This window comes from Bradyrhizobium sp. sGM-13 (assembly GCF_018398875.1).
Classification (GTDB): domain Bacteria; phylum Pseudomonadota; class Alphaproteobacteria; order Rhizobiales; family Xanthobacteraceae; genus Bradyrhizobium.
The window spans coordinates 212,901-226,625 of record NZ_JAGWDK010000005.1 but is presented as its reverse complement, the minus strand read 5'-3'; the positions used below and the strand labels follow the sequence as shown (position 1 = coordinate 226,625).

The following is a 13,725-nucleotide window of genomic DNA, read 5'->3' as shown; positions in this document are numbered from 1 at the left end:
GTTTGGCCGGCGCCTGACACCCCCATTTTGAGGTTCTGAACATGGCCAAAGCGGTCACCATCAAGGTCAAGCTCGTTTCCTCGGCGGATACCGGCTTCTACTACGTCGCCAAGAAGAATTCGCGCACCATGACCGACAAGCTGGTCAAGAAGAAGTACGACCCGGTCGCGCGCAAGCACGTCGAATTCCGCGAAGCGAAGATCAAGTAAGCGAGCCAATCGCTGACGGCTTTGAACGGGGCCTTGCGGCCCCGTTTTTGATTCCTGGCTTTCGTGTCGCGGACGCGTGCAGCGCCTCTTCAGCGGTTACGCCGTTTGCATCTGCGGCGGTCCGCTCGGCCGGATCAGCGCGAACGCGACCTGGACAATGCCGCCGGCCAGGCCGAGCGCGACGCCGATCCGCCACGCCATGGTGTAGGAGCCGAGCGCGTCGTACAGCACGCCGCCGCCGAACGCGCCGAGGAAGCTGCCGACCTGGTGGCTCATGAAGGCGAGCCCCTGGATCATCGCCTGCCATTTCAGGCCGAACATTTCCGCCACCGCGCCCGCGACCAGCGGGCCGACGCCCATCCACAGGAAGCCCATGATGGCGCCGAACAGCAGCGTGGTTGCCGGCGTCGGCGGCAGCGTGAAATACCAGGCGAGCGCGATCGAGCGGAAGATGTAGATGCCGCCGAGCAACGCCAGCTTGTTCCAGCGCTGGCCGGCCCAGCCGAAGAAAATGCTGCCGAGCACGTTGAAGCCACCGATCATGCCGAGCGTCTGCGCGCTCAGCATCGGATCCATGCCACAGATCGCCAGATAGGACGGCAGGTGTGTGGTGAGAAAGACGAGCTGCATGCCGCAGACGAAATAGGCGCCGGTCATCACCACGAAAGAAGTATTGGAAAACGCCATCTTCGTTGCGGCGGTGGCTGACGCATCGTCGATCTCGTCTTCTGTCGGCTTGGGCAGCGGGATCTTGTCTACCCTGCCCGCGTACCAGGCCGCGGGAATCATCAGGAGCGACAGCACCACGAAGCCGACCAGCCCCATTCGCCAGCCGTAACCTTCATTGAGCATCTGCCCGATCGGCGCCGACAACAACGCGCCGAGGGAGCCGGCGCCCGACACCAGGCCGAGCACTGTCGAGCGCACCGACGCTGGCACCGCGCGCGCCGCAACCGACATCGCAATCGCCGCCGCGGTGCATGCCAGCGACGTGCCGATCAACACGCCCCCGCCGATCATGACGGCGAGAACGCCGTTCGCGCCCGCCATCGAGGCAAGGCCGGCGACATAGAGCAGCGCGCCGACCACCATGATGGTGCGAAAGCCGTAGCGCACCGTCAGCGCCCCGGCGAGCGGCTGCAAAAATCCCCAAGCGAGGTTTTGCACCGCGATTGCGAGCGTGAAATCGGAAATCGATATTCTGATATCCTGCGTCAGCGGCTGCATGAAAATGCCGAGCGACTGCCGCAGCCCCATGCTCAACGTCAGCATGATGGATGCGCCGATCAGGATAGGCAGCGTCGGACGCAGGATTTGCAGCAGGGCCATTGTTTTTATTCTCCCTATCGGCCGCGAATCGAAAGCCGCGTCCTGCTATTGGCATCTGAAATAGGTACACAGATCTGTGTAATTTGGCTATAAGGCTGGCACTGTTGTCAAGGAAGAGGCGACCCGCGTATTCGCATGGCTACCCTGCCCGCCAAACCGGCGATGAAGGAACGGATTCTGGAAACCGCGGATAGGCTGTTCTATCTGCAGGGAATTCGCGCGGTCGGCGTCGACACCATCGCGGCCGAAATCGGCATCAGCAAGCGCACGCTCTACAATCATTTTCCGTCCAAGGACGCGCTGATCTCGGCCTATCTGGCGCGGCGCTTCGTGGCGCCGCGACCTTCCGACAAGTCGCCGGTCGAGCAAATTCTCGGCACCTTCGATTCGCTGGAACGGCGTTTTTCGGCAAAGGATTTTCGCGGCTGTCCCTTCGTCAACGCGGTGGCCGAACTCGGCGAGGATCAGTCGGTCCGAAAGGTTGCGGTCGAGTTCAAGGAAAGCCGCCGCCTCTGGTTTCGCGACCTGCTGGTGCAACTCGGCATCCGCCAAGCGGATGCGCTGGCGACGCAGCTCGCTCTGCTCGTCGACGGCTCGATCGCCCAGGATCTCGTCCGCAACGACCCCGCGATGGCGCGCGCGGCAAAGGAAGCCGCAACGGTGCTGCTCAGGAATGCGGGGGTGAAAATTGGTACCCCAGCGCCGAAGCATGCGGCAAAGAAACGGCCGTCAAGGTCGGCAATCTGACGCCATTTCGTCCGTCGTCCCTGCGAACGCAGGGACCCACACGCCGTGGCTTTTCAATGGGCCGATGTGGTAGTCACCTTGTGCAAACAACATCAGTGGTTATGGGGTCCCTGCGTTCGCAGGGACATCAATATAGAACCGCGCCAAACTAACGAAAGTAGAGGGAGCGACAATGGAAGACCTGAAAGTGACCGCAAACGGTTACGACTTCAAACCGGCACGTGCGGCCATGCAGCGCTATATCGACAACAACCTGCTGTCAGGCATTTCCTGGGCGGTCATGGTCGGGCGCGACCTCGTCGACGTGAATTGCGTCGGCTGGGCCGACAAGGAAGCGCAGACGCCGCTCCGCACCGATCACATCTTCCGCGTCTTCTCCAACACCAAGCTGATCACCTCCTGCGCCGTGCTCTTGTTGTTCGAGGAAGGCAAATTCAGGCTCGACGACGCCATCGAAAAGTTCATTCCGCAGCTCGGAAATCGCCAAGTACTGCGGCCCAGCGCCAGCTCGCTTGACGATACCGAGCCTACGAAGAGCTCAATCACCATCCGTCAGTTGCTCAGCCACAGCTCCGGCCTGAGCTACGGCTTCTTCGATCCCGGTACGGCCATGTACAAGGCGCTTAACGAACGCGGCGTCCACAATCCCATGACGACGCTGGCCGACATGGTAGACGTGCTGGCCGGCCTGCCGCTGATCTTTCAGCCGGGCACGTCGTGGGAATATTCGCTGGCCACCGACGTGCTGGGGCGGTTGATCGAAGTGATCAGCGGCCAGCGTTTCGACAAGTTCATCCAGGCGCGCATCCTCGGCCCGCTCGGCATGGTCGATACCGGCTTCGTCGTGCCGGAAAAGGATCAGGGACGGCTCGTCGCCTATTACGCCGGTGCGGACCTGATGGAGCTGATGAAGCCGGGATTGACCCGAACCGACAACTCGCCTTTCCCCGGCGCTTATCTGCGCCCGATCGCAAGGTTGAGCGGCGGCGGCGGCCTGGTTTCAACCCTGCCCGATATGGTCGCGCTGATCCGAAGCCTGCTGCCCGGCGGGCCGACCCTGCTCAAGCCCGAGACGATTGCGCTGATGCTGACCAACCAATTGCCCGAGAGCCAATGGATCCGCTTTGCCATGATGGGTGAGCAGCCCGGCAAGGCGTTTAGCCTGGCCGGCGGATTGATCCTGAAGCCCTCAGCGTTCGATCATCCGGATGCCGCAGGCGAACTCTATTGGGGCGGCGTCGCCGGCACCCAATGGTGGATCTCGCCGAAGCGCAACATGGCCGGCGTGATGATGGCGCAGCGCCAGATGGCATTCGTCCATCCGTTCTCGTTCGAGTTCAAGCGGCTGGCGTATGAGGCAGTGAAGCAGAATGCCGAGGTCGTTGCTTGACGCGACAACCATCTGCCGTCGTCCCTGCGAACGCAGGGACCCATAGCCACCGGCCGCGTTTTGAGAAAGGCGTCTGCCACTCTGCTCTAACGAGAGATCACGCGGTATGGGTCCCTGCGTTCGCAGGGACGACGGCTCAGGCCGCCGCCGATACCACCCTGTTCCGTCCGTCGTGCTTGGCGCGATAGAGCGCGGTGTCGGCGCGCTTGAGCACGTCGGCGACCGGCTCGCCCTTGTGGTCCAGCGTCGCTAAGCCGATCGAGATCGTGACGTCGATCCGCTTGGTGCCCTTGTTGACGGCAAAGGTTTCGCCGGCGATCGAGCGGCGCAGGCGCTCGGCGACCATGCCGGCGACGGTCAGGTCGGTTTCCGGCATCACGATGACGAATTCCTCGCCGCCATAGCGGCAGGCGAGATCGATGCCGCGGATCGACTTGCGGATGCGCACAGCGAACTCGCGCAGCACGTCGTCGCCGGCGTCGTGGCCATAGGTGTCGTTGATGGATTTGAAGAAGTCAATGTCGAGGATCATCAGCGCAAGCGGCTTGCCGCGGCTTGAGGCCTGCTCGACGAGCGTCGAGAGATGGCTTTCCATGTAGCGGCGGTTGTGTAGCCCGGTCAGCGCGTCGGTGATCGCCATTTCGATCGAGTTCTGCACGTTGTCGCGCAGGTGGTCGGTGTAGCGTCGCTTGCGGATCTGGGTGCGCGCCCGCGCCAGCAGCTCGTTCTTGTCGACGGGGCGCAGGAGATAGTCGTTGACGCCGATTTCGAGCCCGCGCAGCAGCCGCGCATTGTTGTCGGCGTCGGAGATGGCGAGAATGGGCAATTGGCGGGTGCGCTCCAGCGAGCGCGCCTGGCTGCACAGCCGCAGGCCGTCGTAATTTTCCAGGCTGAGAGAGACGATCAGCAAATCGTAGTTGCCGTCAGCGGCGTGAAACAGCGCTTCCGCCGGATTGATTTCGACGTCGACGGTGTGCTCGGCGGCAAGGATCGGCGCCAGCCGCTCGTAGGACGACGGCCGGTCGTCGACAAGCAGGATCCGCCCGCCGACGCCCTTGTCGGCAATCGCGCTGCGCTCGGGCGCTTCCATGCCGATCTCGAGCGAGGTGATGGCGCGCATGCGCAGCTCATCAGTCATCATCTTCAGCCGCGTCAGTGACCGAACGCGCGCAATCAGAACGATGTCGGATACCGGCTTGGTGAGAAAATCGTCGGCCCCGGCTTCCAGCCCGCGGACGCGATCGGATGGGCTGTCGAGCGCGGTGACGATCACGACGGGAATGAAATGGGTCGCCGGGTTGGATTTCAGCCGGCGACAGACCTCGAAGCCGTCCATGTCCGGCATCATGACGTCGAGCAGGATGATGTCGCATTCGGAGCGCGAGCAGAGGTCGAGCGCCTCGGCGCCGTTGGAAGCGGTCAGCACGTCGAAATATTCAGCCGACAGCCGGGCTTCCAGCAGCTTGACGTTCGCAGGAACGTCGTCGACGACGAGGATACGCGCAGACATCGAAACTCACCCCTACCCGATAAAACGCCGTACGGTTTCAATAAATTTGCCGACGGAAATTGGTTTGGACAGATACGCCTCGCAGCCGCCTTCGCGGATGCGCTCTTCATCGCCCTTCATCGCAAACGCGGTGACGGCAACCACCGGAATGGCGCGCAACTCCGGATCGTCCTTGATCCAGCGCGTGACTTCGAGGCCAGACACCTGCGGAAGCTGGATATCCATCAGGATCAGATCAGGGCGCAGCTTGCGGACGAGATCGAGCGCCTCGAAGCCATTGCTGGTACCGGAGGTTTGATAGCCATGCGCTTCCAACAGATCGCGAAAGAGCTTCATATTGAGCTCGTTGTCCTCCACGATCAGGACGGTTTTCGCCATCCCGTCCCTCCCTCATCCCAGGAAACAAGTCCGGCCTTTCGGCACGTCTTGCACCGACGCCGCCCCCTGTCGAAAACTGAATTCAAACTAGCGCCAGATTCGCTCTAAGCCGTTAAATCGATGCGCCAACTTTTACGAAGCGGTTTCGATTGTTGAACACACTTCGCAGACTCGGGCATGATGGTTCCCAAATTAGAGACCATAAGTTAATGGAAAGGCAAACGATCTATTGAAAAAGCCTGTTCACAACCCCCGCGAAGTAGCTGAAATCGTTGCGGTTCAGGCGCTGAGTTTCATTGCCGGCGATCCTGAGCGGCTCGGCTTGTTCCTGGCTGAAACCGGCATCGGTCCGGAGACGCTGCGCACGGCCGCCCCCGACCCGCAATTTCTGGCCTCGGTGCTGGATTTTGTGCTGCGGGACGACGCCACCGTGAAGGCATTTGCGAGCGCCTCGCAACTGCACCCGACCAATATCGCCGCCGCGCGCCAAGTGCTCGGCGATCCGCATTGGGAGCGCGACGTGCCGTGAACGCACAAGCGCCAGCCCTAGACGGTCCGCGCGCGTTCTGCCGGGATTGCCTCGGCGACCTCGATGTCAAGGCAAGGCGATGCAATGAATGCGGTTCCCCGCGCCTGATCCGCCACCACGCCCTGCCCTCGCTGACGCTGGCGCATATCGACTGCGATGCGTTCTACGCTACGGTGGAGAAGCGCGACAATCCGGAACTTGCCGACAAGCCCGTGATCATCGGCGGCGGCAAGCGCGGCGTGGTGTCGGCTGCCTGTTACGTCGCGCGGACCTATGGCGTGCGATCGGCGATGCCGATGTTTAAAGCGCTGGCGCTCTGCCCCCAGGCAGCCGTGATCCCGCCAAACATGGCCAAATATGTCCGCGTCGGCCGCGAGGTGCGGCAGGCCATGCAGACGCTGACGCCGCTGGTGGAACCGCTCTCGATCGACGAGGCGTTTCTCGATCTTTCTGGCACGCAGCGTGTTCACGGCATGATCCCCGCAAAAGTGCTGGCGCGCTTTGCCCGCGAGGTCGAGCGCGACATCGGCATCACGGTTTCCGTTGGCCTGTCCTGCAACAAGTTCTTGGCCAAGATCGCCTCCGATCTCGACAAGCCGCGCGGCTTTGCCGCCCTCGACCAGATTGAGGCCCGCGAGATGCTCGCCGACAAGCCGGTCGGCTTCATCTACGGCGTCGGTCCCGCGACCCAGGAAAAGCTGCTGCAGCGGGGGTTTCGCGTCATTGCGGACCTGCAGCGCGCCGACGAGGTCGAGCTGATGAAGCAGTTCGGCGGCGAAGGCCGCCGGCTGTGGCGGCTGGCGCGCGGCATCGACGACCGCAGCGTGGTGCCGGACCGCGGCGCCAAGACGATTTCGAGCGAAACCACGTTCGAAAACGACATCCGCGATTTCGCCACGCTGGAACGGCTGTTGTGGCGGCTGTCGGAAAAGGTGTCATCCCGGCTGAAGAACGGCAATCTTGCAGGCCTCACCATCACGCTGAAGCTGAAAACGGCCGATTTCAGGCAGCGCACCCGCTCGCAATCAATTCAAACGCCGACCCAGCTCGCCGCGAAGATCTTTGCGGTGTCGCGCGAAATGCTGTCCAAGGAGATCGACGGCACCGCCTTCCGCCTGATGGGTACAGGCGTCAGCGCGCTGCGCGAGGGATCGCGGGCCGATGACATCGACATGCTCGACCGCCGCTCGGCCCACGCCGAGCGCGCGATGGATGACTTGCGGAAAAAGTTCGGCAATGCCGCGGTGATCCGCGGCATTGCTTATCAGGGGCCGGCGAAGGAAGAGGATGAGGAGGAGTAGACGGTTCCCTCCCCGTCATTGCGAGCGAAGCGAAGCAATCCATAGCCCCGCAGCCGAAAGATGGATTGCTTCGTCGCTTCGCTCCCTGCAATGACGGAGAAGGCGCAGAGACGTCAATCGACGACGGCCACGGCCTCAATTTCGATCAACCATTCCGGGGCCGCGAGCGCGGTTACACCGACGAGCGTGCTCGCCGGCGGCTCCATGCCTTCAAAGAAAACCGAGCGCGCCTTGCCGATGATCGGACGGAGCTCCGGTCTATAGCCGACGACGAAAGTGGTGATCTTCACGATGTCGGCGTAACTCGCACCGGCCGCTTTTAGCGCCAGGCCGATATTCTGCATCACCTGCGTCGTCTGCGCGGCTATGTCACCCTCGCCGACCACCCGCCCCTCCTCGTCGGTGGAGACCTGTCCCGCGATGTAGATCGTGCGCGCGCCCGAGGCGGCGACGACGTGGGAGTAAGCCGGATTGTGGTGAAGGCCGCTTGGCCGAAGTTTTTCGAGCTTGCTCATGTTTGCGCCTCCCTGACGTGCTGGTTCGGCCGAAGCGTATCCGGGTCCGGCGCTCTCGACCAGAGTCGTTGTCGCAGGATGCGCAGCACGCGTCCCAAGGCCTGACCCGAGGACGAGCCCCCTTAATTGCAAGGGCTTGGAATCCCTGACGCCGAATTGCCCACCCTCAAGGAAAATACCAATTAACGGGCTTGAACCGGCAAGGAATGATCAGATTTCTATCAAGTCTCCAACTTGCAGGGGGCTGGATGCGTCCACGCAACCCTACGCGGAAGGAGCGGAACATGGCCTTTTTAAAGCGGGAGTTACATCGGCAGGTCAAAGGCCCGGAAATCACGGAGTTGGATTTTTGGAACCTGGTCTTCGACACCGACACCAAGCGCTTGTACGTCGAACATGAGTGGAGCTACCTGGATTCGCGTATCCGCGGCGCGGCGGACTATCGAACAGACGTAATGGACATCGCGGAGTATCTGACGCAGGGCGGTCAAACCGCTGGTCACCGCGAACTCTGGCGGTTGCTGCGAGCGATCTTCAAGGAACAGTTCGAACCTGAGGAGTATGACCGCCAAGCGGCACTTTCGGAGCATTCCCCTGCTCAGGAAGTCGAGCAGAAATCGCCAAGCCCCTGACGCTGATCGTGATGGCATGACGGCAAAGCCAGCCCTCGGCTTTAGAAGACGGTCGACTTGCGCAGCGGTTGTCAGAGCATCTTGCCGACGACCTTGGTCATGTCCTCCACCGAGAAGGCTCGCAACGACTCGGTGCGAACATTGCCCAAGGCGCCGAGGCTCAAGCTAAGCGTCATGGCGGAAAATTCATCCGGCGCATCGAGGATTGTCACAATGTCATAGCGTCCCTGCGTCCAGAACAGCTCCTTTACCGTAATTCCGAAGGTCTCGGCCATTTTCTTGAAAGCCTCTGCCCGCTTCGGCGAATCCTTCGCGCTCCGGATCCCCTGATCGGTGAAGTTGGCAAGCACGACGAACGTTACCATCCTGGCTCTCCCTGGTTGTCTGGTTTAACCGAACCCCCTGGTCGACTGTTCACGGCCATCCATAGATCGGCGCTCGTGGAGCCCTGCACGGCTATCTCACGAAAACTGCTCAAGGTCCGCTTTGAGCGCTACTAGGAAGCGAGCGGCCTCGCCGCCTGTCACGACACGATGGTCGAAGGTGAGCGACAACGGCAGCACGCGCCTCACTGCCGGCTGGCCTCGATAGGCGACCACCCCTTGGGTAATCCGCCCCGCGCCTATGATCGCCACTTGTGGCGGTACGACGATCAGGCTGGCGAAGCGGCCTCCTATCATTCCGAAATTCGACAGCGTAATCGTCGCTCCGCGCAGTTCTCCCGGAGGTATCGAGCGCGCGACCGCGTCCGCCCGCATCCGGTCAAGCCCGGTTCGCAGGTCAGATACGTCCCGCTCGGCGACATTGCGCAACACAGGAACGATAAGACCACCCCCGGTATCGACGGCGATGCCGAGATCGATACGGTCGATCAGACGCCGTTCACCGGCGTCGGAATTGTACCAGGCATTGAGCGAGGGCTCCGTCTTGCAGGCCACAGCGATCGCGCGCACCAGTCGGATTGTCACGTCCTCGCCGGTTCGCCAATCGTCGATATCGGCCTCGTCGGTAACGCCGGCCGGAACGATCTCGGTATGCGCCGCTGTCATGCGCTGAGCCATCGCGCGCCGCAAACCGCGCAAGGGTTCGGCAGGTCCGGTATGGGACAAGCCCTTGGCAGCCCGTTCCACATCCGCACGCGTGATGGTGCCGCCGGGTCCTGTGGCTTCGACCAGATCGAGGTCGACATCGAGCTTGCGGGCGAGCGCGCGCACTGCCGGGAACACCTGGGCTTTCTGTCCAGCCGCTGGCCTGGAAGGTGCCGCTGCCGCCGGCGGCTCGCCTGCGCCAAGTTCGCCGACAATGGTGCCAGTGTCTTGCTCGGGACCCTCGGCAAACTCGACAAGCGGTGCGCCTACCTTCACCACATCTCCCTTGGCGCCAAACAGATGCAGGATGCGTCCGCTCGAGGGTGACGGCACCTCGACGACGGCTTTGTCGGTCTCGACCGAAACCAGTGGCTGATCGGTAACGACGTGATCGCCTTCATTGACATACCAGTTCACGATCTCGGCCTCCTCGAGACCCTCTCCCAGATCCGGCAATACGAACTGGCGCATGGGATAAACCCGCTGGCAATCAACTGAACTGGCACGCTTTACGCGCGGCCGTGACGATACGATCAACCGACGGCATCATGTGTTGCTCGAGCCGCGCCATCGGAACGATCGTGTCGTAGCCGGTGACGCGTGCCACGGGCGCAAGCAGAGAGGTCAGAGCGCGCTCGGCAATCAACGCCGCGATCTCGGCTCCGAATCCGCCGGTGCGTGTCGCCTCGTGCACGATGACGCAACGTCCGGTTTTTGCGACCGAACCGAGCACCGTGGCTTCATCGTAGGGCTTGAGCGTGGCGAGATCGATGACCTCGGCGGCGATGCCGTCAGCAGCCAGCGCGTCGGCCGCCGCCATGGTTTCCTTCAACATCGCGCCCCAGCTTATCAGCGTGACGTCGCGGCCCTTCCGCAGGACAAAGGCGACATCCAGCGGCAAGGCTTCACCGTTATCTTCCACCTCGCCTTTCGCCGCGCGGTAGATGCGGGTCGGCTCCAGAAACACGACCGGATCGGGATCGCGGATCGCGGCCAGCAGCAGTCCGTAGGCGCGCTCCGGCGACGAGGGAATGACAACGCGCAAACCTGGGATATGGGCGAGCATCGCCTCGGTGCTTTCGGAATGATGCTCCGGCGCGCGAATGCCGGCGCCATGGGGCGTCCGCAGAACCATTGGGCAGGTGAGCCGCCCCTGGGTGCGGTTGCGGAATCGGGAGGCGTGGTTCACCAGTTGATCGATGCAAGGATACAGAAATCCCATGAACTGGATCTCGCCGACGGGCTTCAACCCCTGCGCCGCCATGCCGACACAGAGCCCGCTGATCAGGAGTTCGGCAAGCGGCGTATCGAGGACGCGCTCCGACCCGAAACGCGTTTGCAGGCCAACGGTCGCGCGGAAGACGCCGCCGTTGATGCCGACATCTTCGCCAAGCACGACGACATCCGGGTCATCCTCCATCGCGCGGGCGAGCGCCAGATTGACGGCCTCGACCAACGTCATTTCAGGCATCGCCTTCTCCCGCGAGTTGGCGGCGCTGCGCGGCGTACGTCTCGGGCAGCTCGGCATAGAGATGATCGAACATGGTTTCGGGTCGGCGCGGCTCCGTTGCCAGGTAGCGCTCGACCGCCGCCTCGACGCGCTCATGGCACTCTGCGGCGAGCTGTTCTTCCTCCGCCTTGCTCCACATTTTTTGGCTCACGAGATAGTTCCTGAGGCGCGCAATAGGCTCTTCTTTCCAACGGGCCTGGACTTCGTCAGCCGAACGATAGCGTAACGCGTCATCGGAGGTCGTATGATCGCCGAGCCGGTAGGTGACCGCCTCGATGAAGCGCGGGCCCCGGCCCTCACGGGCGGCGGCAATGGCGTCTTCGGCCGCGGCGCGCATCGCCACAACATCGCTGCCGTCCACCTGCTCGCCGATGAAGCCGGCGGCGATGGCTTTCTGCGCCAGCGTTTCGCAACCGGTCTGTAGTCGTAACGGGACGGAAATAGCCCATTGATTGTTGGTGGCGACGAATACAACCGGCAATTTGTGCACGCCGGCAAAATTCATCGCCTCGTAGACATCACCCTTCGAAGTGGCGCCATCGCCGAACATGCATACGGCGACACGCGGCTGCTTGCGAAGCTTGAAGGCATAGGCAACACCGGCGGCATGCGGCGCCTGCGATCCCACAGGAACACAAAACGGGAAATCCTCGACCGGTCCGGAGAATTGATTGCCCCGCTCGTCCCCTCCCCAGAACAGCAGGATCTCCTCCAGCTTGACGCCACGCCAGATCAGCGCGCCATTGTCGCGATAGGAGGGCAACAGCACGTCCTCTTCGCGCATCGCACTGGCTACGCCAACCGATACCGCCTCCTGGCCGAGCGAAACGGCGTAGGTCCCAAGCCGGCCGGTGCGCTGCAATGCGACAGCCTTTCGGTCAAAGTTGCGCAGCAGCAGCATCGCTCGATAGAGCGCGGTAATGAGGTTGGCATCGGAGGCGAATGCAGGGAGCGGCCGGTTAATCGAGCCGTCTGGCGCGAGGTAATTGCGGTGGCGCACCTCAAAGCGCGCGATGACCGGAAGTCCTCCGTCTGACATTTTTTTGCTGGCCACGTCCTCGCTCCCAGAGCGATTCTGCATCCCACAATTCGTAATTGGTGCTGGGCCGGAACAATACAAGATGGGCGCCCCCCATCTTGTATTCGTCGTTGCTGCACCGCGCTCGCGGGACGGCCTTTACCACCGTGGAAACGACACCGCGTCAGTGGTATATCAAGCCATGGCAAATGGTCAGGTTGTCCTCGTAACAACTGAGCCGTTGGGAGGCGGTGCGCCCGTTCGCTCGGTCTACTATGTGGCCGAACAGGATCCAGCAAAGGCCGAAGCAATCATCGCAGCAATGATGGCCCCGAACGAAAGGGTCGAGGCTTGGGGGCCGCTTCCGGCGCCGGCTGTCAAGGCGCTCGGATTGAAGCCCGGCGATTTCACGCGCGGGTGACATCAAGCAAAAGTGTGAGACGCCCGCGCGATCTCCGGGCGCGACCGTTTTTTAGGGTGCCGTCACTTGCAGGGTTTGGAATCCCTGACGTCGAACCGGCCCATCGCGCCCGCAATCACGAAATCGTTGTAATCGAGTACCAGCGCGCGGGAGACGCCGTTCTCGAACAGCTCGAACGACATGGCGTAAACCGGCGTCTGCTCGCCGTCTTTCGCCTTGGCGTCGCGGTCGTAATAGCTCACGGTCACGGGCCAGCGGGTCAGCGCCTTCATCTGGTCGTTCACGGTCGACGGATCGGGCGATGGAATGCTTTGAGTGCCCGGGATCGGTTTCCCGATCACCGACAGTGTGTTGTAGACTTTTTCGCCATTACCCGAGCCGTCATAGACCATCAGCTCCAGCACCGACTTGCCCGCGCGCGCGGCGGTGATGATGTGCTGGATCTGCTCGGTCGGGAACACGACCTTGCCGTCGAGTTCGAACGTCTTCGCAACCGGCTGTTTCAGCTTGACCGTGATGCGGTCGCCGACCCGTTCCGCCACGCCGTCGATCGGCGCGGAGTCGGTATCGTTCATGCGGGTGTCGATCTTGAAGCGATAGCTCTTGCCGCCGGCATCTTCCCAGGAATGCGAGCGAAGATCGCTCAGCGTCAGCCTGCCCTCGCCGCTGTCGAGTTCGGACACCTGGCGGAATTCGGAAGTGTAGCCCTCGCAGGCGCTGCCTGAAAAATTGTAGAGAATGCGCCCGCGCGCACCCGATATCGCATTGGATCCGCGCGACTTGACCAGCTTCAATTCATACAGCGCCTGGTGGGCGAGAAATGGCCCACTGGCGCCGGCCAGCGCCGGACCGTTTGTCAAGCCTGACAGCAAACTGGCAGCAGCCGAAAATACCAAAGCACGAACCGGAATCGGGAACGAGCTAGCCATGTTCTATTTTTTCCTCGAGGGAGATTCGATTACATTAGTGACGGGTCCATTGCGCCGCAACTAGGGCGGTGCCACGAAAACGCAAGAATTCGAGGCCGAGGCGCGCCGTTTTTGGCATTTCCGGGCACGATCCGCTTCGATCGCCATGCTGGACGGAAGCTCCACCGTCGCTTGCAAGACAAAGCGCGATGCGCGAAACAATGCGCGCCTGACCGCAGG

The 13,725-nt window shown here is 62.2% G+C and carries 15 protein-coding genes; 6 read left to right on the top strand and 9 right to left on the bottom strand.

Annotated elements, in window-relative coordinates; all coding sequences use genetic code 11:
• Positions 1–41 precede the first annotated feature (41 nt).
• The gene (rpmG, locus tag KJQ96_RS09785) at positions 42–209 is read left to right on the top strand and encodes a 50S ribosomal protein L33 (protein WP_007603295.1); all 168 of its coding nucleotides are present in this window, start codon (positions 42–44) and stop codon (positions 207–209) included.
• A 96-nt stretch (positions 210–305) separates the two neighbouring features.
• Here the strand turns inward: rpmG and KJQ96_RS09780 are convergent, their stop codons facing one another.
• On the bottom strand, positions 306–1,538 hold the full coding sequence (locus KJQ96_RS09780) for an MFS transporter (protein WP_213286429.1): 1,233 nt from the start codon (positions 1,536–1,538) through the stop codon (positions 306–308).
• Positions 1,539–1,673: 135 nt separating this feature from the next.
• On the opposite strand from KJQ96_RS09780, the gene KJQ96_RS09775 reads away from it, so the two are divergent.
• Both KJQ96_RS09775 and KJQ96_RS09770 read left to right on the top strand, forming a co-directional pair.
• Complete coding sequence (locus KJQ96_RS09775; RefSeq protein ID WP_375293156.1) at positions 1,674–2,285, top strand: TetR/AcrR family transcriptional regulator; 612 nt, start codon at positions 1,674–1,676, stop codon at positions 2,283–2,285.
• Positions 2,286–2,457: 172 nt separating this feature from the next.
• Entirely contained in the window at positions 2,458–3,675 is a 1,218-nt protein-coding gene (locus tag KJQ96_RS09770; RefSeq protein WP_249733893.1) for a serine hydrolase, read from the top strand.
• A 136-nt stretch (positions 3,676–3,811) separates the two neighbouring features.
• Here the strand turns inward: KJQ96_RS09770 and KJQ96_RS09765 are convergent, their stop codons facing one another.
• Together KJQ96_RS09765 and KJQ96_RS09760 are read right to left on the bottom strand one after the other, a co-directional pair.
• Positions 3,812–5,185 (bottom strand): PleD family two-component system response regulator, encoded by a 1,374-nt coding sequence (locus tag KJQ96_RS09765; protein WP_028345606.1) that lies wholly within the window; start codon positions 5,183–5,185, stop codon positions 3,812–3,814.
• A gap of 12 nt (positions 5,186–5,197) precedes the next feature.
• Entirely contained in the window at positions 5,198–5,563 is a 366-nt protein-coding gene (locus KJQ96_RS09760; RefSeq protein WP_027538546.1) for a response regulator, read from the bottom strand.
• Between the two features lie 229 nt (positions 5,564–5,792).
• Here KJQ96_RS09760 and KJQ96_RS09755 point away from each other — a divergent pair, with 229 nt between their 5' ends.
• Both KJQ96_RS09755 and KJQ96_RS09750 read left to right on the top strand, forming a co-directional pair.
• Positions 5,793–6,092, top strand: coding sequence for a DUF3572 domain-containing protein (locus KJQ96_RS09755; RefSeq protein ID WP_213286428.1), 300 nt, complete (start codon positions 5,793–5,795; stop codon positions 6,090–6,092).
• Positions 6,089–7,393 carry a DNA polymerase IV gene (locus KJQ96_RS09750; RefSeq protein ID WP_309142392.1) on the top strand — a complete coding sequence of 435 codons (1,305 nt, stop codon included), beginning with the start codon at positions 6,089–6,091 and terminating at the stop codon, positions 7,391–7,393. The genes KJQ96_RS09755 and KJQ96_RS09750 overlap by 4 nt, the downstream gene beginning before the upstream one ends.
• Before the next feature lie 113 nt (positions 7,394–7,506).
• Here the strand turns inward: KJQ96_RS09750 and KJQ96_RS09745 are convergent, their stop codons facing one another.
• Positions 7,507–7,908 (bottom strand): RidA family protein, encoded by a 402-nt coding sequence (locus KJQ96_RS09745; RefSeq protein ID WP_213286426.1) that lies wholly within the window; start codon positions 7,906–7,908, stop codon positions 7,507–7,509.
• A gap of 284 nt (positions 7,909–8,192) precedes the next feature.
• Between KJQ96_RS09745 and KJQ96_RS09740 the strand changes: the two genes are divergently transcribed.
• Positions 8,193–8,540, top strand: coding sequence for a hypothetical protein (locus tag KJQ96_RS09740; RefSeq protein ID WP_213286425.1), 348 nt, complete (start codon positions 8,193–8,195; stop codon positions 8,538–8,540).
• Between the two features lie 71 nt (positions 8,541–8,611).
• Here the strand turns inward: KJQ96_RS09740 and KJQ96_RS09735 are convergent, their stop codons facing one another.
• The 5 genes from KJQ96_RS09735 to KJQ96_RS09715 all read right to left on the bottom strand — a co-directional run bounded on the left by KJQ96_RS09735 (position 8,612) and on the right by KJQ96_RS09715 (position 13,506).
• Positions 8,612–8,905, bottom strand: coding sequence for a GYD domain-containing protein (locus tag KJQ96_RS09735; RefSeq protein ID WP_213286424.1), 294 nt, complete (start codon positions 8,903–8,905; stop codon positions 8,612–8,614).
• Between the two features lie 96 nt (positions 8,906–9,001).
• Complete coding sequence (locus KJQ96_RS09730) at positions 9,002–10,099, bottom strand: dihydrolipoamide acetyltransferase family protein (protein ID WP_213286423.1); 1,098 nt, start codon at positions 10,097–10,099, stop codon at positions 9,002–9,004.
• Between the two features lie 19 nt (positions 10,100–10,118).
• Positions 10,119–11,099: an alpha-ketoacid dehydrogenase subunit beta gene (locus tag KJQ96_RS09725; RefSeq protein WP_213286422.1), complete on the bottom strand. Its 981-nt coding sequence runs from the start codon at positions 11,097–11,099 to the stop codon at positions 10,119–10,121.
• On the bottom strand, positions 11,092–12,177 hold the full coding sequence (pdhA, locus tag KJQ96_RS09720; RefSeq protein WP_213286573.1) for a pyruvate dehydrogenase (acetyl-transferring) E1 component subunit alpha: 1,086 nt from the start codon (positions 12,175–12,177) through the stop codon (positions 11,092–11,094). Before pdhA ends, KJQ96_RS09725 begins: the two co-directional genes overlap by 8 nt.
• A 462-nt stretch (positions 12,178–12,639) precedes the next feature.
• The gene (locus KJQ96_RS09715; protein WP_213286421.1) at positions 12,640–13,506 is read right to left on the bottom strand and encodes a cell envelope integrity EipB family protein; all 867 of its coding nucleotides are present in this window, start codon (positions 13,504–13,506) and stop codon (positions 12,640–12,642) included.
• Positions 13,507–13,725: the final 219 nt, after the last annotated feature.